This window comes from Thermomonas haemolytica (genome assembly GCF_004346265.1).
Classification (GTDB): Bacteria; Pseudomonadota; Gammaproteobacteria; order Xanthomonadales; family Xanthomonadaceae; genus Thermomonas; species Thermomonas haemolytica.
In genome coordinates this window covers 1-20,353 of record NZ_SMAP01000013.1, presented here as the reverse complement: position 1 = coordinate 20,353, position 20,353 = coordinate 1, and the positions used below count along the sequence as shown (strand labels likewise).

The 20,353-nt window shown below is 70.2% G+C and carries 18 protein-coding genes; 6 read left to right on the top strand and 12 right to left on the bottom strand.

The window, feature by feature from the left end:
• Positions 1-7: 7 nt before the first annotated feature.
• Genes EDC34_RS11820 through EDC34_RS11810 form a run of 3 tightly spaced genes read right to left on the bottom strand, consistent with a single transcriptional unit; the run spans position 8 to position 2,518 of the window.
• Positions 8-1,165, bottom strand: coding sequence for a COX15/CtaA family protein (locus EDC34_RS11820; protein WP_114961078.1), 1,158 nt, complete (start codon positions 1,163-1,165; stop codon positions 8-10).
• 4 nt (positions 1,166-1,169) lie between these two features.
• Positions 1,170-1,757 (bottom strand): hypothetical protein, encoded by a 588-nt coding sequence (locus tag EDC34_RS11815; RefSeq protein ID WP_114961096.1) that lies wholly within the window; start codon positions 1,755-1,757, stop codon positions 1,170-1,172.
• Between the two features lie 2 nt (positions 1,758-1,759).
• Positions 1,760-2,518: an SURF1 family protein gene (locus EDC34_RS11810; protein ID WP_114961079.1), complete on the bottom strand. Its 759-nt coding sequence runs from the start codon at positions 2,516-2,518 to the stop codon at positions 1,760-1,762.
• Positions 2,519-2,581: 63 nt separating this feature from the next.
• Here EDC34_RS11810 and EDC34_RS11805 point away from each other — a divergent pair, with 63 nt between their 5' ends.
• Positions 2,582-2,809 (top strand): twin transmembrane helix small protein, encoded by a 228-nt coding sequence (locus EDC34_RS11805; protein WP_114961080.1) that lies wholly within the window; start codon positions 2,582-2,584, stop codon positions 2,807-2,809.
• 120 nt (positions 2,810-2,929) lie between these two features.
• Here EDC34_RS11805 and EDC34_RS11800 read toward each other — a convergent pair whose 3' ends face one another.
• Genes EDC34_RS11800 through coxB form a run of 5 tightly spaced genes read right to left on the bottom strand, consistent with a single transcriptional unit; the run spans position 2,930 to position 7,166 of the window.
• A complete protein-coding gene (locus EDC34_RS11800; protein ID WP_114961081.1) occupies positions 2,930-3,820 on the bottom strand; it encodes a cytochrome c oxidase subunit 3 in 891 nt (296 codons plus the stop codon).
• 28 nt (positions 3,821-3,848) lie between these two features.
• The gene (locus EDC34_RS11795) at positions 3,849-4,421 is read right to left on the bottom strand and encodes a cytochrome c oxidase assembly protein (protein ID WP_114961082.1); all 573 of its coding nucleotides are present in this window, start codon (positions 4,419-4,421) and stop codon (positions 3,849-3,851) included.
• A gap of 2 nt (positions 4,422-4,423) precedes the next feature.
• Positions 4,424-4,558, bottom strand: coding sequence for a hypothetical protein (locus EDC34_RS12490; protein ID WP_275895191.1), 135 nt, complete (start codon positions 4,556-4,558; stop codon positions 4,424-4,426).
• Positions 4,559-4,575: 17 nt separating this feature from the next.
• Positions 4,576-6,198 carry a cytochrome c oxidase subunit I gene (gene ctaD, locus EDC34_RS11790; protein WP_114961083.1) on the bottom strand — a complete coding sequence of 541 codons (1,623 nt, stop codon included), beginning with the start codon at positions 6,196-6,198 and terminating at the stop codon, positions 4,576-4,578.
• Positions 6,199-6,230: 32 nt separating this feature from the next.
• Entirely contained in the window at positions 6,231-7,166 is a 936-nt protein-coding gene (gene coxB, locus EDC34_RS11785; protein WP_425477505.1) for a cytochrome c oxidase subunit II, read from the bottom strand.
• A gap of 220 nt (positions 7,167-7,386) precedes the next feature.
• On the opposite strand from coxB, the gene putA reads away from it, so the two are divergent.
• A complete protein-coding gene (gene putA / locus EDC34_RS11780; RefSeq protein WP_114961085.1) occupies positions 7,387-10,593 on the top strand; it encodes a bifunctional proline dehydrogenase/L-glutamate gamma-semialdehyde dehydrogenase PutA in 3,207 nt (1,068 codons plus the stop codon).
• Between the two features lie 111 nt (positions 10,594-10,704).
• Here putA and EDC34_RS11775 read toward each other — a convergent pair whose 3' ends face one another.
• A complete protein-coding gene (locus tag EDC34_RS11775; protein WP_114961086.1) occupies positions 10,705-12,066 on the bottom strand; it encodes an OmpP1/FadL family transporter in 1,362 nt (453 codons plus the stop codon).
• Between the two features lie 188 nt (positions 12,067-12,254).
• On the opposite strand from EDC34_RS11775, the gene EDC34_RS11770 reads away from it, so the two are divergent.
• Positions 12,255-12,947: a rhomboid family intramembrane serine protease gene (locus EDC34_RS11770; protein ID WP_114961087.1), complete on the top strand. Its 693-nt coding sequence runs from the start codon at positions 12,255-12,257 to the stop codon at positions 12,945-12,947.
• Here EDC34_RS11770 and EDC34_RS11765 read toward each other — a convergent pair.
• The 3 genes from EDC34_RS11765 to gpmI form a co-directional block, all read right to left on the bottom strand.
• Positions 12,941-14,341, bottom strand: a complete 1,401-nt coding sequence (locus EDC34_RS11765) for a S41 family peptidase (RefSeq protein ID WP_114961088.1) — start codon at positions 14,339-14,341, stop codon at positions 12,941-12,943. The genes EDC34_RS11770 and EDC34_RS11765 overlap by 7 nt on opposite strands.
• A 115-nt stretch (positions 14,342-14,456) precedes the next feature.
• Positions 14,457-15,671 carry a murein hydrolase activator EnvC family protein gene (locus tag EDC34_RS11760; protein ID WP_114961089.1) on the bottom strand — a complete coding sequence of 405 codons (1,215 nt, stop codon included), beginning with the start codon at positions 15,669-15,671 and terminating at the stop codon, positions 14,457-14,459.
• Positions 15,671-17,215, bottom strand: a complete 1,545-nt coding sequence (gpmI, locus tag EDC34_RS11755) for a 2,3-bisphosphoglycerate-independent phosphoglycerate mutase (protein WP_240311138.1) — start codon at positions 17,213-17,215, stop codon at positions 15,671-15,673. Before gpmI ends, EDC34_RS11760 begins: the two co-directional genes overlap by 1 nt.
• Positions 17,216-17,321: 106 nt before the next feature.
• Here gpmI and EDC34_RS11750 point away from each other — a divergent pair, with 106 nt between their 5' ends.
• The 3 genes from EDC34_RS11750 (at position 17,322) to EDC34_RS11740 (ending at position 20,256) form a co-directional block, all read left to right on the top strand.
• A complete protein-coding gene (locus tag EDC34_RS11750; protein ID WP_114961091.1) occupies positions 17,322-18,002 on the top strand; it encodes a DUF4097 family beta strand repeat-containing protein in 681 nt (226 codons plus the stop codon).
• A gap of 78 nt (positions 18,003-18,080) precedes the next feature.
• Positions 18,081-19,811, top strand: a complete 1,731-nt coding sequence (locus EDC34_RS11745) for a M28 family metallopeptidase (protein WP_114961092.1) — start codon at positions 18,081-18,083, stop codon at positions 19,809-19,811.
• A gap of 52 nt (positions 19,812-19,863) precedes the next feature.
• On the top strand, positions 19,864-20,256 hold the full coding sequence (locus EDC34_RS11740; protein ID WP_114961093.1) for an MAPEG family protein: 393 nt from the start codon (positions 19,864-19,866) through the stop codon (positions 20,254-20,256).
• The last annotated feature ends 97 nt before the right edge of the window (positions 20,257-20,353 follow it).

The window sequence follows — 20,353 nt, the reverse complement described above, 5'->3', positions numbered from 1 at the left end:
CACCACCTCAGGCCTCCGGCGGACGCAGCCGCGCCAGCAGGCTCACCAGCAGGAACAGCAGCAGCACCGCGCCGGCGTTGTGCAGCACCGCCACGTGCAGCGGCAGCGACAGCAGCACGTTGGCCATGCCCAGCCCGAACTGGATGCAGACCATGAGCCCCAGCAGCGCACCCCAGCCGCGCAGCCCGGGCGCGCGCAGCAGGCGCAGCGCCAATAGCAGCACGTACCCCGCCACCACCACGGCCATCATCCGGTGCGCGAGCTGGATCGCGACCCGCGCCGGGTTGTCGAGGATGCCGCCTTCGTAATCCACCCCGATCCCGCGCCACAGCACGAAGCCCTCGCGGAAATCATGCGCCGGCCACCAGGCCCCGGCGCACTTCGGGAACTCGTTGCCGCAGGCCAGCGCGGCGTAATTGGCGCTGGTCCAGCCGCCCAGCGCGATCTGCAGCGCCAGCAGCGCGAGGCCGATGCCGACCAGCATCCGCAGCCGGCGCGCGTCCGCGCTCAGCAGCGGGCGCCCGGTGGCGCGCCAGGCGGTCCAGGTGAGCAGGGCGAAGGTGGTCAGCCCGCCCAGCAGGTGCCCCATCACCACCACCGGCTTCAGCAGCCAGGTCACCGTCCACATGCCCAGCAGGGCCTGGAAGATGATCACCGCCAGGGTCAGGGTGGACACCCGCGCCAGGTCCACGTTCGACCAGCGCAGCGCGCCGATGAGCAGCAGCAGTTCCGCCGCCACCGCCAGCACCGAGGCCGGCCCATGCGCGCCGCGCATGTACAGCGGGATGGCCACCGCCACCGCGGCGGCCGCGCCCAGCACGTGCAGCCAGCCCTGCGGGCGCCGGCGCGTGGCCAGCAGCGCCAGGCTGAACACCAGCACGCCCAGCAGCCCGGCGATCATCCGGTGCACCTGCTCGCGCCAGGCTTTCTCCGGGACCACCGGGCGGATCGCGGTGGCCGCGTGGTCCAGCACCTGGTCGGCATGCGTCGGCCACGCTGCGCGGCCGTAGCAGGTCGGCCAGTCCGGGCAGCTGAGGCCGGCGTTGGACAGGCGCACGAAGGCACCGAACACGATCACCCCGGCCGCCAGCAGGACCGCCAGCCAGGCGATGCGGTGGAAATGGCGGTACAGCGGTGGACGCGGGGAAACGGCGGGGGCAGTCATCGGCTCAATTGACCTTCAGCAGGCGGGCGAGGTCGCTGCGCAGATCGCCCGGATCGAACCCGGAAGGGTAGCGCAACACGACGAAGCCGTTGGGATCCACCAGCCACACCGGATCGCCCGGCGCGACGGCGGTTCCCGACACCAGGGCTGTACGCAGGCGGGCGTCCATCTGGATCGGGTGCACCTCGCGCATGCCGGTGGTCGGCATCGGCAGCGCCCCACCCCACAGCACGTGCACGCGGTCGGCCTCGCGCCCCATCAACCGCCAGACCTTGTCCAGGCTCTCCAGCAGCTGCACGCAGGCGGCGCGGCGGGCGCCGTCGCACCCCTCCGGGATCGCCACGATGCGCCAGGTGCGCGGGCTGTCCTTCCAGCGGTAGCGGCCACCATCGACCAGGGCCAAGTCGTGGTCGCGCAGGTCCCCATAGGGCTGCAGCAGCTCGCCCTTGTTCTTCAGCGCCTGCGGCTGCCAGCCGGAGAAGCGCAGCGCGCCGGCCACCAGCAGGGTGCCGAACGAGAGCCCGAGGATCACCAGCAGGGCGTTGCGGTTGCGGCGCGCGGCGGCGGCCGGCGCCGGGGAATGGGAGGGCATGTTCATCGGGACCTGCTCCTGATCGTGAGGACGATGGCGGTCACCAGCGCCGCCAGCGCCAGCCCGAACCACTGCACTGCATAACCGAGGTGGCGTTCGGGGGTGAGCGTGTTCGGCAGGATGTCGAGGTCGCGCTGGCCGGGCGCCAGCATCACCCCCGTATCACCCTGCCGGTGCGCCGGATCCAGCCGCAGCACCCGCGGTGCGATCCGGGTGCGCAGGCCCAGCGCGGCGGCGATCGCCGGCAGGTCCAGGCGCACCGCCAGCCAGCGCCCGTCCGCCTGGCGCGCCAGCGGCGCGCCGTAGGCCAGGCCTTCCGCCGGCGGCGGCGCCAGCAGCCCGCGCACCGCCTGGTCGACCATGCGCGGGCAGCCCGGCGCGGGCAGCGCGCGATCGCCGCCCAGCGGCCACCAGCCTGCATCCACCAGCAGCGGCTGCGCGCCGTCCTCGGGCAACAGCACGCAATACATGCGCACGCCTACCCGACCCTCGCGCTGCTGGTTGTCCAGCCACACGGTGGCATCCGCCAGCACACCGCGCCCTTCCGCCCAGTCGTAGGCCTGCACGCGCGCCGGATCGGAGGCCAGCAGCAAGGGCCGGGGTTGCGCCTGCGCCTGGCTGCGCGCCTGCGCCGCCGCGGCCAGCATGTGTTCCTTCTCGTGCATCCGCGCCAGCTGCCAGCGCCCCAGCGCGGCGAACGCCAGCGCCAGCAGCAGCGCCAACGCCCAGCCCCCCAGCAGCCGCCAGCCGCGCGCGCTCATCGCCGCCCCGCCTGCTGCGATAATGCCGCCACGCCGCCTTCCCGGACCGGCACGGAGACCGCCATGGGCGAACCCCTGAAAATCCTGCTGGTGGTGGGTTTCCTGCTGCTCATCCTGTGGAATCTCGGCGCGGGCCTGTATTACATGCTGGTGGACAAGGGCACCAGCAAGCGCACGGTGAACGCCCTGACCCGACGGGTCGCCCTGAGCGTGGCGCTGATCCTGCTGGTGGTGCTGGCCATCAAGCTGGGCTGGATCGTGCCGCACGGCATCGGCCGCGCACCGGGCTGATTATCGCCCCCTGGGCCACCGTCCGTCCCGTCGCGCCCCCGCGCGGGAGACGGCCACCGGCCAGCGAACGAAAAGGCCGGCAATGCCGGCCTTTTGCTTGCCCGCGGGCGCCCGCCCGGCTCAGAGCACGTACACGAACAGGAACAGGCCCAGCCAGACCACGTCCACGAAATGCCAGTACCAGGCCACCGCCTCGAACGCGAAGTGGTTGTCCTTGGTGAAATGGCCCTTGGCGCAACGCAGCCAGATCACCAGCAGCATGATCGTGCCGAGGGTGACGTGGGCCCCGTGGAAGCCGGTCAGCATGAAGAAGGTCGAGCCGTAGATGCCCGAGCCCAGGGTCAAGTTGAGGCTGTGGTAGGCGTGCGCGTACTCGGTGGCCTGGAAGTACAGGAACAGGCAGCCCAACGCCACGGTCAGCCCCAGGAACAGCAGCAGGATGCCGCGCTTGCCCGCTTTGAGCGCATGGTGGGCGATGGTGACGGTGACCCCCGAGGACAGCAGGATCAGGGTGTTCAGCAGCGGCAGGCCCCACGGCGGAATCGTCTGGAAGCTGCCGCCGATGTCGGCCGGGCCGTTGGTCGGCCAGCCGCCGAAGAAATCCGGCCACAGCAGCGCGTGGGTCTCCACCCCGTGGCCCTCGCCCGCCAGCCACGGCAGCGCGAACTGGCGCGCGTAGAACAGCGCGCTGAAAAACGCGGCGAAGAACATCACCTCGGAGAAGATGAACCACACCATCCCCATCCGGAACGACACGTCCACCTGCTTGTTGTAGTGGCCGGCAAGCGATTCGCGGATCACATCGCCAAACCACTTGAACAGCACCGCCAGCAGGCCGGCCAGGCCGACGAAGAACACCGTGCGGCCCCAGCTGACCTCGTTCAGCCAGCTGGCGAAGCCGACCATCAGCACGAACAGCGCGACCGAGGCGAACACCGGCCACTTGCTGCCGTGCGGAACGAAATAGACGTCCTGGTCGTGGTGGCCGTGCGTGGCGTGGGCTTGGGACATGGCGGTCTTCCGATACGTGTGCGGTGGGTCAGGGCGCGGCGCGAGCCGCCCCGGCTTGGCCCCGCGCCGTCGCCAGCGCGGCGGTTTGGGTGTCGTTCTTGAAGAAGGTGTAGGACAGCGTGATGGTCTTGATATCGGCCGGCAGCGCCGGATCGACGATGAAGCGCACCGGCATGTCGCGCGACTCGCCGGCCTCGAGCGTCTGCGCGGTGAAGCAGAAGCACTCGGTCTTGTTGAAATAGCCCGAGGCGCGCGCCGGAGCCACCGAGGGCACCGCGTTGCCGACGATGGCGCGCTCGGCAGCGTTGCGCGCGAAATACAGCGCCTGGTACTGGCGCCCCACCTGCACCCGCAGGCTCTGCTGTTCGGGGGCGAACTTCCACGGCAGCTTCGAGTTCACGGCGCCATCGAACTGGACGGTCACCCAGCGGTCGGCAGGGCGCTGCACGCCGGCATCCTGTACCGGCCCCTGCTCCAGGCGCACGCCGAACACCTTCTGGCAGGCCAGCCGGTACAGCGGCACCATCGAAAACGCGAAACCGAAGGCGAGCAGCGCCACCCCGGCCAGCTTCCAGACCCCATGCTCGCGGATACCGGCCATGCTCAGCGCCCCGGCATGCCCAACAGCAGGAACCCGGCGTAGACCGCCAGCGCGATCACGCCCAGCAGCCACGCGGTGCGGCGCGCGCGCCTGCGGCGGGCCTCCAGCGCGGGATCGGTGGCGTGATCGGGACGCATCGGCATGCTCCGGCGGCTCAGTGCGTCACGTCGCCGTGCGCGAGGTCGCCTTCCTTGATCACCGGCGGCTTCTCGAAGGTGTGGTGCGGGGCCGGCGACGGCACCGTCCATTCCAGCCCGCGCGCGCCTTCCCAGGCCCGCGCCTCGGCCTTGGCGCCGTGCTTGAGCGAATGCCACAGGATGAAGGCCATCATGAACGGGGTCAGGAACATGCCGAACGCGCCGATCGAGCTGACCAGGTTCCAGTCCGCGAACACCACGCTGTAGTCCGGGATGCGGCGCGGCATGCCGGCCAGGCCGAGGAAGTGCTGCGGGAAGAACAGCACGTTCACGAACACGATGCTCCACCAGAAATGGAACTTGGCCCAGGTCTGGTTGTACATGCGGCCAGTCCACTTCGGCCACCAGTAGTAGATCGCGGCGATGATCGCGAACAGCGCGCCGGTCACCAGCACGTAGTGGAAGTGGGCGACCACGAAATAGGTGTCGTGGTACTGGAAGTCGGCCGGCACGATCGCCAGCATCAACCCAGAGAAGCCGCCGATGGTGAACAGCACCACGAAGGCGATCGCCCACAGCATGGGCGGCTCGAACGTGAGCGAACCGCGCCACATGGTCGTCACCCAGTTGAACACCTTCACCCCGGTGGGGATCGAGATCAGCATGGTGGCGAACATGAAGTACAGCTCGCCGCCCAGCGGCATGCCGACCACGAACATGTGGTGCGCCCACACGATGAACGACAGGAACGCGATCGCCGCGGTGGCGTACACCATCGCCTGGTAGCCGAACAGCGGCTTGCGGCTGAAGGTGGGAATGATCTCGGACACGATCCCGAACGCCGGCAGGATCATGATGTACACCTCGGGGTGGCCGAAGAACCAGAAGATGTGCTGGAACATCACCGGGTCGCCGCCGCCGGCCGCGTTGAAGAAGCTGGTGGAGAAGAAGCGGTCGGTCAGCAGCATGGTGACCGCGCCCGCCAGCACCGGCATCACCGCGATCAGCAGGAACGCGGTGATCAGCCAGGTCCAGGCGAAGATCGGCATCTTCAGCAGGTCCATCCCCGGCGCGCGCATGTTGAGCACGGTGGCGATGATGTTGATCGCGCCCATGATCGAGCTGATGCCCATCATGTGGATGGCGAAGATGCCGAACGCCAGGTTGGCGCCGCCCTGCAGCGACAGCGGCGGGTACAACGTCCAGCCGCCGGCCAGCGCGCCACCCGGCAGGAAGAAGGTCAGCAGCAGCAGGGTGAAGGCGAACGGCATGATCCAGAAGGACCAGTTGTTCATGCGCGGCAGCGCCATGTCGGGCGCGCCGATCTGCAGCGGGATCATCCAGTTCGCCAGGCCTACGAAGGCCGGCATGATCGCGCCGAAGATCATCACCAGCGCGTGCATGGTGGTCAGCTGGTTGAAGACCTCGGGCTTGACGAACTGCAGCCCCGGCTCGGCAAGCTCGGCGCGGATGCCTACCGACAGCGCGGCGCCGATGATCACCATGATGAAGCTGAACACCAGGTACAGGGTGCCGATGTCCTTGTGGTTGGTCGAGAAGAACCAGCGCTCGACGAAGCCCTGCTTGTGGTGGCCGTGGGCGTCGTGGTGGGCGACGGCATCGGGATGGGTGGCGGACATGGCGTGACCTTCTGGCGAATGCGGTGCGTGGATCAACCGGCCTGCGCGACCGCGGCAGGCGGGACGGACGGCGCGGCGGCGGTCGCCGCGGGAGCCGCGGGCGGCGCGGCGGCCGGGGCCGCGGGGCTGGCCGGCGCCTGCTTGGCCTTCTCGGCCGCCAGCCACTGCGCGAACTCCTGCTGGCTGACCGCCTTCACCACGATCGGCATGAACCCGTGGTCCTTGCCGCACAGCTCCGCGCACTGGCCGCGGTAGATGCCGGGCTTGTCGATCTTGGCCCAGGCCTCGTTGACGATGCCGGGCACCGCGTCCTGCTTCCAGCCCAGCGCCGGCACCCACCAGGAGTGGATCACGTCGTCCGCGGTCAGCACGAAGCGGACCTTGGTGCCCACCGGCAGCACCAGCGCGTTGTCCACGTCCAGCAGGTAGTGCGGGGTGTCGGCCATGGTCACGACCTTGCCGCTCTGGCGCAGCTCGTCGTGCTTGCGCGCGAGGCGGCTGGTGAAGGCGACGTTCTCGCCCAGGTATTCGTACTTCCACATCCACTGGTAGCCGGTGACCTTCACCGTCATCTGCGCGTCGCGCACGTCGTACATGCGCAGCAGGCCACTGGTGGCGGGGAACGCCAGGCCGATCAGGATCAGCACCGGAATCGCGGTCCAGATCAGCTCCAGCCGGGTGCTGTGGGTGAAGCCGGTATCCGGCACCGCGCCCTTGGACTTGCGGAACTTGAACATGGCGATGGCCATGGCGCCGAACACCAGGATGCCGATCACCACGCACACCCACAGCATGATCATGTGGGCGTCATAGGCGGCCTGCGAGGTCGGGGTGACGCCCTGGCCCATGTTCAGCTGCCAGCGGTGCGGATCGGCGGGGCCTGCCGCCGGGTCCTGCGCCTGCGCCAGCAGGGGCAGCGCGGCGCCCATCGCCGCCAGCGCCAGTTGTTTCATACGACCGGATGTCATCACGCCAAGCCCCGCCTGTCCTGTGTAAGTCCGAAGTGGCCCGGTCGCGGCATGCGCGTCTGCGCCCCGCCCGCCGGCCGGCATCAAGAAGCTGAACGGAACACAAACCCCTTGACCAGTCCCGAAGATTACTGGGGCCGCGGGTACTCGGCAACCATCGCATGCGCCTTCTTGGCCGGCGATCTACACTAATGCATTGCAATCCGACGCCTGCGGGCCCATGAGCACCCGTCCCCCACCGACCCCGATCCTGTCCCCGGAACTTCCGCCCGTCCCCGCCCCCACCCGCGCCGCGATCACCGCCGGCTGGATCCGCGACGAAGCCACCCACGTCCGCGAGCTGCTGGAGCAGGCCCGGCTGCCGGCCGCCGACCGCGACGCCGCGCAGGCGGTAGCCGCCGACCTGGTGCGCCGGGTGCGCGCCCGCGCCCGCCACCAGGGCGCGGTCGAAGCCTTCATGCGCCAGTACGACCTCGGCAGCGAGGAAGGCGTGCTGCTGATGTGCGTGGCCGAGGCGCTGCTGCGCATCCCCGACCAGGACACCGCCGACGCCCTGATCCGCGACAAGCTGGGCGACGCCGACTGGAAGAAGCATCTGGGCCAGTCCGAGTCGTTGCTGGTGAATGCCTCCACCTGGGGCCTGATGCTGACCGGCAAGCTGGTGGACCTGGCCGATGACACCAAGCGCGACGTGCACGGCGCGTTCCAGCGCCTGATCGGCCGCGCCGGCGAGCCGGTGATCCGACTGGCGGTGCGCCAGGCGATGAAGATCATGGGCCACCAGTTCGTGCTGGGACGCACCATCGACGAGGCGCTGGCGCGCAGCCGCAAGGGCGAAGGTGCCAATTACCGCTACTCGTTCGACATGCTGGGCGAAGGCGCGCTGACCACCAGGGACGCGCTGCGCTACCAGGACGCCTACCGGGGCGCGATCCACGCCATCGGCCGCGACTACGCGCCGCACCGCGCGGCGGGCGCCGACGCCGTGTTCGCCGCGCCCAGCATCTCGGTCAAGCTGTCCGCGCTGCACCCGCGCTACGAGCACGCCAAGCGCGCGCGCGTGCTGGCCGAGCTGGGCGAGCGCCTGCTGGAGCTGGCCCGGCTGGCCAAGCAATACGACATCGGCCTGACCATCGACGCCGAGGAAACCGACCGCCTCGAACTCTCGCTCGACCTCGTGTTCCAGGTGATGGCGGATTCCTCGCTGCAGGGCTGGGACGGCTTCGGCATCGTGGTGCAGGCCTACCAGAAGCGCGCGCCGTTCGTGATCGACCACATCGTGCACATGGCCGGCCAGCTGGGCCGGCGCATCCCGGTGCGGCTGGTCAAGGGCGCCTACTGGGATGCCGAGATCAAGCGCGCGCAGGTGGAGGGCCAGGCCGGCTACCCGCTGTTCACCCGCAAGCAGAACACCGACGTCAGCTACCTCGCCAACGCCCGCCGCCTGCTGGATGCCGGCGATGCGGTGTACCCGATGTTCGCCACCCACAACGCGCACACCATCGCCCGCGTGCACCGGATGGCGCGCGCCATGCGCGGCCGCCGCGACTTCGAGTTCCAGAAGCTGCACGGCATGGGCGACGACCTCTACGCCGAGGTGATCCCGGCCGACCGCCTGGACGTGCCCTGCCGCGTGTACGCGCCAGTGGGCAGCCACGAGGACCTGCTGCCGTACCTGGTGCGCCGCCTGCTGGAGAACGGCGCCAATTCCAGCTTCGTCAACCGCATCACCGACGAGGACATCCCGGTCGAGGAACTGATCCGCGACCCGGTGGACTTCGTGTCCGCACTCGAACACATCCCGCATCCCCGCATCCCGCTGCCGGTGGATCTCTACCGCAGCCAGGGCCAGCCTCGAGACAATTCCATGGGCATCAATCTCGCCAACGACAACGCGCTGCGTGACCTTGCCGCCGCCATGAACACCGCCGGGATCGGGCAGTGGACCGCCGCGCCGCTGGTGCCGGGCGCGCAGCCCGCCGGCGAAGCGATCGCCGTCACCAACCCGGCCGACCGCCGCGAGGTGGTGGGCCACTGGCAGGCCGCGGACGCCACGACCGTCGAGCGCGCGCTGGCCAACGCGGTGGCCGCGCATGCCGGCTGGGACGCCACCCCCGCCGGCGCGCGCGCGGCGCTGCTGGAACACGCCGCCGACCTGCTGGAGGCGCGCATGCCGCAGTTCATGGCGATGTGCGTGAAGGAAGCCGGCAAGACCCTGGCCGACGGCGTGGCGGAAGTGCGCGAGGCGGTGGATTTCCTGCGCTACTATGCGCTGCAGGCGCGCGAGCATTTCGCGCCGATCACGCTGCCCGGCCCTACCGGCGAGTCCAACCAGCTGCAGCTGGCCGGGCGCGGCGTGTTCGCCTGCATCAGCCCGTGGAACTTCCCGCTGGCCATCTTCCTGGGCCAGATCGCCGCCGCGCTGGCAGCCGGTAATACCGTGATCGCCAAGCCGGCCGAGCAGACCAACCTGATCGGCTTCGCCGCAGTGCAGTTGCTGCACGAGGCCGGTATCCCGCAGGACGTGCTGCAGTTCGTGCCGGGCGACGGCGCCACCGTGGGTGCGGCGCTGACTCGCGATGCGCGCGTGGCCGGCGTCTGCTTCACCGGCTCCACCGAGACCGCGCGCCTGATCAACCGCGCCCTGGCCAGCCGCGAGGCCGGCCCGATCGCCACCCTGATCGCCGAGACCGGCGGCCAGAACGCGATGATCGCCGACAGCTCGTCGCTGCCGGAGCAGGTGGTCAAGGACGCGATGGGCTCGGCCTTCACCTCCGCCGGCCAGCGCTGCTCGGCCGCGCGCATCCTGTTGGTGCAGGACGACATCGCCGACAAGGTCATCACCATGCTCGCCGGCGCGATGGCCGAGCTGAAGGTGGGCGACCCGGCGCTGCTGTCCACCGACGTCGGCCCGGTGATCGACGCCGATGCCTGCCAGGTGCTCACCGCGCACGCACAGCGCATGGACGGCGAGGCGCGCCTGATCGCGCGCACCCCGCTGCCGCCCGAAACCGAGCACGGCACCTTCTTCCCGCCCACCGCCTGGGAGCTGCCGTCGATCGACCTGCTGCGCGAGGAGAAATTCGGCCCCGCCCTGCACGTGGTGCGCTGGAAGGCGGACGAGCTGGACGCGGTGGTCGATGCCATCAATGCCACCGGTTACGGCCTGACGTTGGGCATCCACTCGCGGATCGACGCCACCATCGACCGCATCGTGGCGCGCGCCAAGGTCGGCAACATCTACGTCAACCGCAACCAGATCGGCGCGGTGGTCGGGGTGCAGCCGTTCGGCGGCCAAGGCCTGTCCGGCACCGGCCCCAAGGCCGGTGGCCCGCACTACCTGCCGCGCTTTGCCACCGAAAAAACGGTGACCATCAACACCACCGCCGCCGGCGGCAATGCCAGCCTGCTGACCCTGGGCGACTAAGCCGCGTTTGCTGCGCACGCCCCGCGCGGGGCAGCACTTCGTGGCCTTCGCGGCCCGCAACGAAAAAGCCCCGCCGAAGCGGGGCTTTTTCTTGCCGCACGATCGCAAGGATCAGAAGCGGTACTGCATCGACACGCCCACCAGATCGGCGTGGCCGGTGTACTTGCCGGCCAGGGTCGAGGTGTTGCCGGACGCCGCGTCCACCGGCAGGTTGATCGTCGGCGACTTGATCTCGATGCGCTGATAGGCGGCATCGAAGGACAGGTTGTCGCTGACGTTCCAGCTGGCGCCGATCGAGTACAGGGTACGGTCGTTGTCGGGCAGGCGCGGGGTGCGGGTGGCGTCGTTGGTCGGGGTCTTGTCCTTGCCGATGCCGCCGCGCAGGGTCAGCGCCGGCGAGAGGTCGTACTCCATGCCCAGCGAGTAGAAGCTGGTGTTGCTCCAGTGGAAGGGCTCACTGCCGACCACGGTGCCGTTGCTGCGCTTGATGGTGACGTCCTGCAGCGAATCCCAGCCGGTGTACTGGTAGTCGGCCAGCACGCGGAAGTTGTCGGCGAAGGCGTACTTCACGCTCACGGTGGTAATGCTCGGGGTCACCAGGCGCGCGCCGCCCGGGCCGCTCACGAAGCGCGGATCGCTGGCCAGCAGGGCCGGCACGCCGGAGAAGTACAGATCGCCCTTCAGTTCATGTTTGATCTCGGAGCGGTAGCTCAGGCCGATCGCCAGCTTGTCGGTCGGGGCGATCTGCGCGCCCACCACGTAGCCGATGCTGTTGTCGGCGCCCTTGACCTTGAAGCCGCCATCCAACGCCTGCGGCTGGAACGGATACAGCGGATTGAAGCAGTTGGCCGGATTGCCGGAGCCGGCGCAGATCGCGGTGCCGAAATCGATCGCCTTGGTCAGGGTAGCCTGCGCGCGCTCCCAGATGAAGCCGGCGCCGATCGAGATGCCATCGCTGAGCTTCAGCGCGGCGGACAGGGTCAGGTCCATGGTCTTCACGTCGGACTCGATGGCGCGGTAGCGGCCCACCCAGTTCGGGTCGTACTTGGTCGCCAGGCCGAACGGCGCGCCCAGGCTGGCGCCCAGGGTCAAGCCTTCCAGCGCGCCGTGCATCGGGAACACCGCGGCCATGTTCGGCACCAGGGTCGGATCGCCCGGGTCGCCGCCATTGCCGCCGGTCAGCGGCTTGGCCGGGTTGCCGAGGATGGCGCCGCCGCCGCTGAACTTGGCATTGAGATCGATCACGGTCAGGTCGGCCTGGAAGGTGTTCTTGTCCAGGTTGACCATCGCCGCCGGGTTGAGAGAAACCACCGCCGCGTCCTTGCCGACCATGCTGCCGGCGCTGGACTTGCCGAGGTTCTTCACGCTCTGCTCGCGCAGCTGGAAGCCCGAGGCGGCCGCCTGGCCGACGAACAGGGTGCCGAGCACGGCCAGCGCGAGTGCCGAAGCGCGGATCTTGCGAGTGTTGCCCATTTGATGTGTCTCCGAATGCTAGAGCGGTATGGTTTTTTGTGTTGCCAGCAGCGATCGGCGAAGATCGCCGGGCGCACGCGTCGCGTGTGCGCGCACCGGAGTTCCCCCTCCACGTACGTCGCCGTATGCGACTATACCGCAAACTTTAACCCTGCTCTAACAATTCCTCCGGCCCGCCACGGCCCCGCATGTTCGTCGCCATCCCGCCCCGCCCGCAGCGCCATTTCGTGTGGGCCACTCCCACCCTGTTCGCCCTGCTGTGGCTGGCCTACGTGCTGGCCGCCCTGCATGCGCCGGCCGGCAGCCTCGCCACCGCGCTGGACTGGGGCGTGCTCAGCGGCGGCCTGGACAGCCTCGAGGAGTGGCGGCAGGCGCTGGCCGACGGTAGCGCGCTGCGCCTGGTCTCGGCCCTGTTTCTGCACGCCGACTGGCTGCACCTGCTGGGCAACCTGGTGTTCCTGCTGATCTTCGGCCTGCCGGCGGAACGGGTGATGGGTGGTGGCCGCCTGCTGCTGCTGTTCCTGCTCGGGGGCGCGGTGGCCAACCTGGCCGCGGTGCTGGCGATCGAAGCGCCGGACCGCATCATCATCGGCGCCAGCGGCGCGGTCTCGGCCCTGATCGGCGCTTACCTGGCCCTGCTGCCCGGCGCGCGCCTGGGCGTGGTGCTGCCGCTGGGCCTGTTCCTGCAGTTCGTGCGGGTGCCGGCGTTCCTGCTGATCGGCCTGTGGGCGCTGCTGCAGGTCGGATTCGCGTATGCCGGGCCGGCCTTCGGGGCGGTGGCCTGGCCCGCGCATATCGCCGGCTTCCTGTTCGGGATCGTGTTCGCGCTGCTGACCAAGGCGGCGATCGCACGCCGCCTGCGCCGCCAGCGCGGCTATTGAGGCATTGCCGGGGCCGGCTTGGCCGCGGGCTTGGCCGGTGTCGCCGCGGACGCGGGTTTGGCCGCGGCGGGTACCGGCGGCGGCGCGACCCCGACCATCGCCTTGAGTTCGCGCAGGGCGGCGTCGATCGGCTTCTGCCCGGGCAGCACGTCTCCGGCGTTGTCGCCTTCCATCGCGCCGGCCTCGGCGGCGAGATGGCCGGGCAGCTCCGCCTCGCTGATCGGCGCCGGCCGGCGCTGGCCGTCCTCGGGATGCAGGACCACGTCCGGCGTGATCCCCAGCGCCTGGATCGAATGGCCGCTGGGGGTGTAATAGCGCGCGGTGGTGAGCTTCACCGAATCGCCGTTGTCCAGCGGCAGCAGGGTCTGCACCGAGCCCTTGCCGAACGTGCGGCTACCCACCACCCGCGCGCGCTTGTTGTCGTGCAGCGCGCCGGCCAGCACCTCGGCGGCGCTCGCGGAGCCAGCATCCACCAGCACCACCACCGGCGCCCCGTGCAGGCGGTCGCCCGGGGTGGCGTCGAAGCGGGTGGTGCCGATCGCCTCGCGCCCGCGGGTGCTGACGATATTGCCACTGTCCAGCAGCTCGTCCGCGATCTGCACCGCGCCCACCAGCAGCCCGCCGGGGTTGCTGCGCAGGTCGATCACCAGCCCGCGCAGCGGCGCGGATTTCTGCAGCGCGTCGAGCTGCTTGACGAAATCGGCGGCGGTATCGGCCTGGAAGCTGGCGATACGGATGTAGCCGAAGCCCGGCTCCAGCATCCGCGAGCGCACGCTGGCGGTGCGGATGGTGTCGCGCACCAGGGTGAGGTCAAACGGCTCGCGCACGCCTTCGCGCACCACCTTCACCACCACCTTGGTGCCGGCCTTGCCGCGCAGCGGCGCGGAGCCGTCGCTCTGGCCGGCCATCAGCAGCTTGCCGTCGATCGCCACGATGCGGTCGCCGCTGCGCAACCCGGCGCGCGCGGCCGGGCTGTCGTCGAGCGGTGCGATCACCCGCAGGCTGCCGTCCGGCAGCTGCTGCAACTGCACGCCGACGCCGTCGTAGGCGCCGCGGGTCTGTTCGTCGAAGTCCTCGGCATCGGCCTTTTCCAGGTAGGCGCTATGCGGGTCGAGGTTGAACAGCAGGCCGCGCACCGCCGACTGCATGAGGGTGTGGTCGTCCACCGGATCGACATAGGCCTGGCGGATGGCGTTGTACACGGTGACGAAGCGCCGGATTTCTTCCAGCGGCACCTTGGAAGCCGCCAGCGCGGCCACGTCCGGGTCCTCGCCATCGTCCTGCGGCGGCGCTGCGTCCGCTGCCGGCGCGGGCGCGGCCTGCTGCGCCACGGCCAGCAGCGGGGATGCGGCAAGCGCCAGCACGATGAGAAGGGAAAGTGGCCTGGTCCGCATGCAGTGCTCCCGCTGTCTGGAATCGCCGGTGGTATCGGTGCGTCGTTCGACCCCCTGGTGCGGGGTCAGTTCCGTCATCTTGCCTGTGAACGCGGCGCACGGCACGCCGGCACGGTCATTGCCGGCTCAGCCAGGCCGCGGGATTGACCGGCGCGCCGTTGTGGCGCAGTTCGAAGTACAGGGCCGGCACCGACTGCCCGCCGGAGGTGCCGACGGTGGCCACCGCATCGCCGCGCCGCACCGCGTCGCCGGCGCTGCGCAGCAGGCTGTCGTTGTGCGCATACAGGCTCATGTAGCCGTTGCCGTGGTCGATGATGAGGATGTTGCCGTAGCCGGTCATCCAGTCGGCGAACACCACGGTGCCGTCGGCCACCGCCTTCACCGGGGTGCCGGCGCCGGCGGCGATCAGCACACCATCGCTGCGGCGGCCATCCGGCAGGCGCCCGGCATAGCCGGCCAGCAGGCCGCCGGCGACCGGCCAGCTCAAGCCGCCGACGCGCAGGGCTGGCGCGCTGGCCACCGCTGGACGCGGCACCGGCTTGCCGCTGGCCCGCGCCTGGCGTTCAGCCTCGGCCTTGGCCTGCGCGGCCTCGCGCGCCGCCCTGGCCGCCGCCGCGCGCAGTTGCGCCAGCAGCTGCTGCAGGGCCTTGGCGTCCTGCCCCAGGGCCTGTTCGCGCGCACTGCGATCCTTGTACTGGTGGTCCAGCTCGGCCAGCAGGCTGGCGCGCTGCTGGCGCGCCTGCTGCAACTGCGCCAGCTGGCGGGCCTGCTGCTGGCGGGCTCTCTCCATCGCCTGCTGGCGGCGGGTGATTTCGTCTTCCAGCCCCTGCAGGCGCGCGATCTCCTCGCCGAGCGCGCGGATGCGTGCGGCCTGCGCGCGCTGCAGATAGCCCTGGTAGGCCAGCTCGCGCTCGCCATCGGCCACCCGGTCCTGCGCCAGCAGGGCCTTCAGCGCGGGCGCATCCCCGGCCACCTGGGCGGCGCGCAGCAGGCGCGCGAGTTCGGCCCGGCGCGCCGCCAGCGCGTCGGCCTGGCGCCCGCGCTCGGCCTGCAGCCGCGCCAGTTCCTGGGCATCCCGCTGCAACTGCGCCTGGGTCTGCTGCAGGGCACGCTGGGTACCGCCCACCTGCTCGTCGGCTTCGCGCAGGCGCTGGCTGGCCTGGCCGCGCTGACTTTCCAGCTTGCGCCGCTGCGCCGCCACCTCGCGCAGCTCGCCGCGTACGCTTTGCAGGCGCTGCTCGGCCTCCTTCGCGTCCTTCGCCTCCTGCGCACGCAGGCCGCCCGCGGCGAACAGCAGGCAGCAGGCGATAGTGGCGGCCAGCCGACGCATCAGGCCGGCAGCAGCAGGCTGTGCCCGGTCATCGCGGCCGGTTGCGGAAGCCGCATCAGGTCGAGCAGGGTCGGGGCCACGTCGCGCAGGGCACCGCCCGCGCGCAGCGACACGTTTCGATCGCCCACGTACACCAGCGGCACCGGCCCGACCGTGTGCGCGGTGTGCGGCTGGCCGGTTTCCGGGTCGCGCATCATCTCCAGGTTGCCGTGGTCGGCGGTGATGATGAGCGCACCGCCGGCCGCGCGCACCGCATCCACGATCCGCCCGAGCGCCACGTCCACCGCCTCGGCGGCGCGGATCGCGGCCTCCAGGATGCCGCTGTGGCCCACCATGTCGGGGTTGGCGATGTTGCAGACGATGGCATCGAAACGGCCACTGGCGATCGCCTCCACCAGCCGCTCGGTCAACTCCGGCAGGCTCATCTGCGGCTGCAGGTCATAGGTGGCGACCTTGGGGCTGGGGATGAGGATGCGCTCCTCACCCGCGAACGGCGCCTCGCGCCCGCCGCTGAAGAAAAAAGTGACGTGCGCGTATTTCTCGGTCTCGGCGATGCGCAGCTGGGTCAGGCCCGCTTCCGCCACCACCTCGCCGAAGGTGTTGCGCAGGTCTTCCGGCGGGAATGCCACCGCGGCAGGCAAGGCAGCATCGTACTCGGTCAGGCACACGAACCGCGAAAGCACCGGCCTGCGCGCGGCAAACCCCGTAAAGCCTGGATCCACGAACGCGGCCGTGAGCTGACGCGCGCGGTCGGCGCGGAAGTTCATGAACACCACCGCATCGCCGTCGCGCATCGGCCCGGCGCCCTCCAGCACGGTGGGCGCGACGAACTCATCGGTCTCGCCGCGCGCATAGGCCGCCTCCAGCGCGGTGAGCGCATCGGCGGCGCGGTATTCGGCGCGTGCCTCGACGATCGCCTCCCACGCGCGCTGCACGCGGTCCCAGCGCTTGTCGCGGTCCATGGCGTAGTAACGGCCGCCGATGCTCGCGATGCGCGCATTGCCAAGCCGCACGCACAACGCCTGCAAGGCTTCCAGACTGGCACGCGCCGACTGCGGCGGGGTATCGCGGCCGTCCAGGAAGGCATGCACGGCCACCTGCGGCACCCCGGCGCGGTGGGCCAGCTCCAGCATCGCGAAAAGGTGCTGCTCGTGGCTGTGCACGCCGCCGGGCGAGAGCAGCCCCATCACATGCAGGGTGCCTCCATTGGCCTTGACCGCGGCACAGGCGGCGACGAGCTCGGGATTGGCGAAGAAGCTGCCGTCCTCGATCGCCGCATCCACCCGGGTCAGGTCCTGGTACACGATGCGGCCGGCGCCGAGGTTCATATGGCCGACCTCGGAATTGCCCATCTGCCCGTCCGGCAACCCGACGTACTTGCCTTCGGTATGGATCAAGGTATGCGGGCAGCGGGCCAGCAGGCCGCGCCAGTGCGGCAGCTCGGCCAGCGCCAGTGCGTTGTCCGCGGTCTCCTCGCGGTGGCCCCAGCCATCCAGGATCAGCAGGACGACGGGCCTGGGGCGCGGGGCGGCGGCAGTGGACACGGGGCACTCCGGGGGATGTTCGACGGATGCGTGATTGTAGCGGCGTGTAAACCCTGCGCCTTGCCGCCGCATCCCAACCGGCACGTCCACAAGGCCGGGAGGCCCGATGAAACCCCTGTTGCTCTGCACGTTCCTGCTCGCCTCCGGCGTGGCGCTCGCCGCCCCGCAGGCGCAACCGCCGCTGCGCGACATCGACAAGGTCAACGGCGGCATCGTCGCGGAGGCCGGGCAGGCCTATGGACGGCTGGAGACGGTGAACGGCGGCATCACCCTCGGCCGCGGCGCCCGCGCCAGCGGCGTGGAAACCGTGAACGGCGGGATCGATGCCGGCGACGATGTCGTCCTGCGCAGCGCCTCCACCGTCAACGGCGGCATCCGCTTCGGCCAGCGCGGCCGCATCGACGGCGACCTGGAGACCGTCAACGGCGGCATCACCCTCGACCGCGGCGGCGTGGTGCGCGGCAAGGTGAGCACCGTCAACGGCGGGATCGGCCTGCAGGCCAGCACGGTCGAAGGCCGGGTGGAGACCGTGACCGGCGACATCACCGTGGGCGGCGGCTCGCGGGTGGTCGGCGGCATCCTGGTGGAGAAGCCGAAGGGCACGCTGCACGGCCTGTTCGGCAAGCCCAAGATCCCGCGCATCGTGATCGGCCCGGAGGCGGTGGTGGAAGGCCCGATGGTGTTCGAGCGCGAGGTGAAGCTGTACGTGCACGCCAGCGCCCGCATCGGCAGCGTCACCGGCGCCAGCGTGGTGCGCTACAGCGGCGAGCGCCCGCCGGCGGACTGACGAAGGCAGCCGCGCAGCCGGCCGGCATGGGCGGGCCGCGCTGCTAGGATGGCGGGACCCCGATCTGGAGTCCCGCCGATGCGCCCGCTGCCCCTGCTGCTATGCCTGGCCCTGTGCGCCTGCGGCCAGAACGCGACCGCGCCGGCGGCGGACACGACGGCGCAAGCCGAGGCCCCCTCCCGCGCCCCGGTCGCGGGCGATCATGCGTTCCGGCCCGCCATCGATGCGGCAGATTTCGCCGCCCATGTGCAGCAGCTGGCCTCGGATGCCTTTGGCGGGCGCGGGCCGGGCACTCCCGGCGAACAGAAGACGGTGGACTACATCAAGGCGCAGTTTGCGCGCATCGGCCTGCAGCCAGGCAACGGGGAGCAGTGGTTCCAGACGGTGCCGATGGTGCGCAGCGTGGCCGATCCGTCTACGGTGCTGCATCTGTCCATCGGCGACACCCGCCAGGATCTGGCCTTCGGCACCGACATGGTGGTCGGCAGCCACAGCGAGCAGCCGCGCGTGGAACTCAAGGACAGCCCGCTGGTGTTCGTCGGCTATGGCATCGACGCTCCCGAGCGCGGCTGGAACGATTACGCCGGGCTGGACGTACGCGGCAAGACGGTGGTCATCCTGGTCAACGACCCCGGCTTTGCCAGCGGCGATCCGCGCCTGTTCGATGGCAAGCGCATGACCTACTACGGTCGCTGGACCTACAAGTTCGAGGAGGCCGCACGCAAGGGCGCGGCGGCCGCCCTGATCATCCACGACACCCCCGGCGCGTCCTATGGCTGGGATGTGGTGCGCAATTCGTGGTCGGGCCCGCAGTATTACCTGCCGGCTTCGGTGGATCCGGCGCCGCGATTGCCCATCCAGGGCTGGCTCAGCGGCGAGGCCGCCAAGGCGCTGTTCGCGGCCGCGGGCCAGGATCTCGGCCGCCTACGCGCAGCCGCCGGCAAACCCGGCTTCAAGCCGGTGCCGCTGCCTGCGACCGCCTCGGTGGCGTTGCAAAGCACGCTCAGCACCGCGCAGTCGCGCAACGTGCTCGGCCTGCTGCCTGGCCGCGAAGCCGCGGACGAGGCCATCGTGTACATGGCGCATTGGGACCACCTGGGCACGCATGCCGACGAGCCGGGGGACAACATCTATAACGGCGCGGTGGACAACGCCACCGGCGTGGCCGCCCTGCTGGAACTGGCGGAGGCGTTCCAGCATGCGCCGACGCCACCGAAGCGCTCGATCCTGTTCCTGGCGGTGACCCTCGAGGAATCCGGCCTGCTCGGCTCGCAGTATTACGTCGCCCATCCGGTGATCCCGCTGGCCAAGACCGTGGCCGTGTTCAACATCGATGCCCTGGCACCGATCGGCAAGGCCCGCGACATCACCGTGGTCGGCAAGGGCAATTCCGAGCTGGAGGATCTGCTGGCCGAGGTCTTGCGCCAGCAGGGGCGGCGCATCAGCGAGGAATCCAACCCCGCGGCTGGCTACTACTTCCGCTCCGACCACTTCAACTTCGCCAAAGCCGGCGTGCCGGCGCTCTACATCGACAGCGGCGAGGCCCTGGTGGACGGCGGCCGCGCCGCAGGTGAAGCGGCCACCCGCGATTACACCGCGCACCGCTACCACACCCCGGCCGACCAGTACGACCCGGCGACCTGGAAGCTGGACGGCATCGTGCAGGATCTGGACGCGCTGTACGCCGTGGGCGCCCGTCTGACCAACGATGGCCAATGGCCGGCGTGGCGCGCAGGCAGCCCATTCAAGGCCGCGCGTGACGCGATGCGCCCGCCGGCCGCCGCGGCAGGGGCACCGCCAGCGCGGTAAGCCGATGGCTTCGGGCTAGACTCCCGGCATCCATCCACCGGGAGCCACGCCCATGTTCATCGCCTATTGCTGCGTCCTGATCGCCGCCTGCCTGCCCTACCTCTGGACCGTGATCGCCAAGTCGAGCGTGCCCGGCTACAACAACAAGGACCCGCGCGGCTGGATCGCACGCCAGGACAGCTACCGCGTGCGCAACGCCTACAACGCGCACCTCAACGCCTTCGAGGCCTTCCCGGCCTTCGCCGCGGCGGTGCTGATGACGCAGTTCGCGCAGGTGACGCCGCAGCACGTGGCCTGGCTGGCGCTGGCGTTCATCGGCTTCCGCGTGTTGCACGGAATCTTCTACATCACCGCGGTGCCGCTACTGCGCAGCCTCTGCTGGCTGGGCGGCTTTGCTTGCGTGGTGGCATTGATGGTTCTGGCCGCAGCCAAGGTCGGCGGTTGATACGTAACCTCCCCCTAATCCCGGACACCTGAGAAGTAGAGCTTTCTGGCATCTTTCCGCCAGGAGGTTCCATGAAGAAGTCGAAGTTCAGCGAGAC

Bases quoted from the DNA above. Each gene is read 5' to 3' on its own strand.
- EDC34_RS11745 (WP_114961092.1), top strand. From the start codon at position 18,081: ATGCGCCCGCTGCCCCTGCTGCTATGCCTGGCCCTGTGCGCCTGCGGC.
- EDC34_RS11795 (WP_114961082.1), bottom strand. From the start codon at position 4,421: ATGGCCGGTATCCGCGAGCATGGGGTCTGGAAGCTGGCCGGGGTGGCG.
- EDC34_RS11815 (WP_114961096.1), bottom strand. From the start codon at position 1,757: ATGCCCTCCCATTCCCCGGCGCCGGCCGCCGCCGCGCGCCGCAACCGC.
- EDC34_RS11800 (WP_114961081.1), bottom strand. From the start codon at position 3,820: ATGTCCCAAGCCCACGCCACGCACGGCCACCACGACCAGGACGTCTAT.
- EDC34_RS11820 (WP_114961078.1), bottom strand. From the start codon at position 1,165: ATGACTGCCCCCGCCGTTTCCCCGCGTCCACCGCTGTACCGCCATTTC.
- EDC34_RS12490 (WP_275895191.1), bottom strand. From the start codon at position 4,558: ATGCGTCCCGATCACGCCACCGATCCCGCGCTGGAGGCCCGCCGCAGG.
- putA (WP_114961085.1), top strand. From the start codon at position 7,387: ATGAGCACCCGTCCCCCACCGACCCCGATCCTGTCCCCGGAACTTCCG.
- coxB (WP_425477505.1), bottom strand. From the start codon at position 7,166: ATGACATCCGGTCGTATGAAACAACTGGCGCTGGCGGCGATGGGCGCC.
- EDC34_RS11810 (WP_114961079.1), bottom strand. From the start codon at position 2,518: ATGAGCGCGCGCGGCTGGCGGCTGCTGGGGGGCTGGGCGTTGGCGCTG.
- EDC34_RS11775 (WP_114961086.1), bottom strand. From the start codon at position 12,066: ATGGGCAACACTCGCAAGATCCGCGCTTCGGCACTCGCGCTGGCCGTG.
- EDC34_RS11760 (WP_114961089.1), bottom strand. From the start codon at position 15,671: ATGCGTCGGCTGGCCGCCACTATCGCCTGCTGCCTGCTGTTCGCCGCG.
- EDC34_RS11805 (WP_114961080.1), top strand. From the start codon at position 2,582: ATGGGCGAACCCCTGAAAATCCTGCTGGTGGTGGGTTTCCTGCTGCTC.
- EDC34_RS11750 (WP_114961091.1), top strand. From the start codon at position 17,322: ATGAAACCCCTGTTGCTCTGCACGTTCCTGCTCGCCTCCGGCGTGGCG.
- EDC34_RS11770 (WP_114961087.1), top strand. From the start codon at position 12,255: ATGTTCGTCGCCATCCCGCCCCGCCCGCAGCGCCATTTCGTGTGGGCC.
- ctaD (WP_114961083.1), bottom strand. From the start codon at position 6,198: ATGTCCGCCACCCATCCCGATGCCGTCGCCCACCACGACGCCCACGGC.
- EDC34_RS11740 (WP_114961093.1), top strand. From the start codon at position 19,864: ATGTTCATCGCCTATTGCTGCGTCCTGATCGCCGCCTGCCTGCCCTAC.
- EDC34_RS11765 (WP_114961088.1), bottom strand. From the start codon at position 14,341: ATGCGGACCAGGCCACTTTCCCTTCTCATCGTGCTGGCGCTTGCCGCA.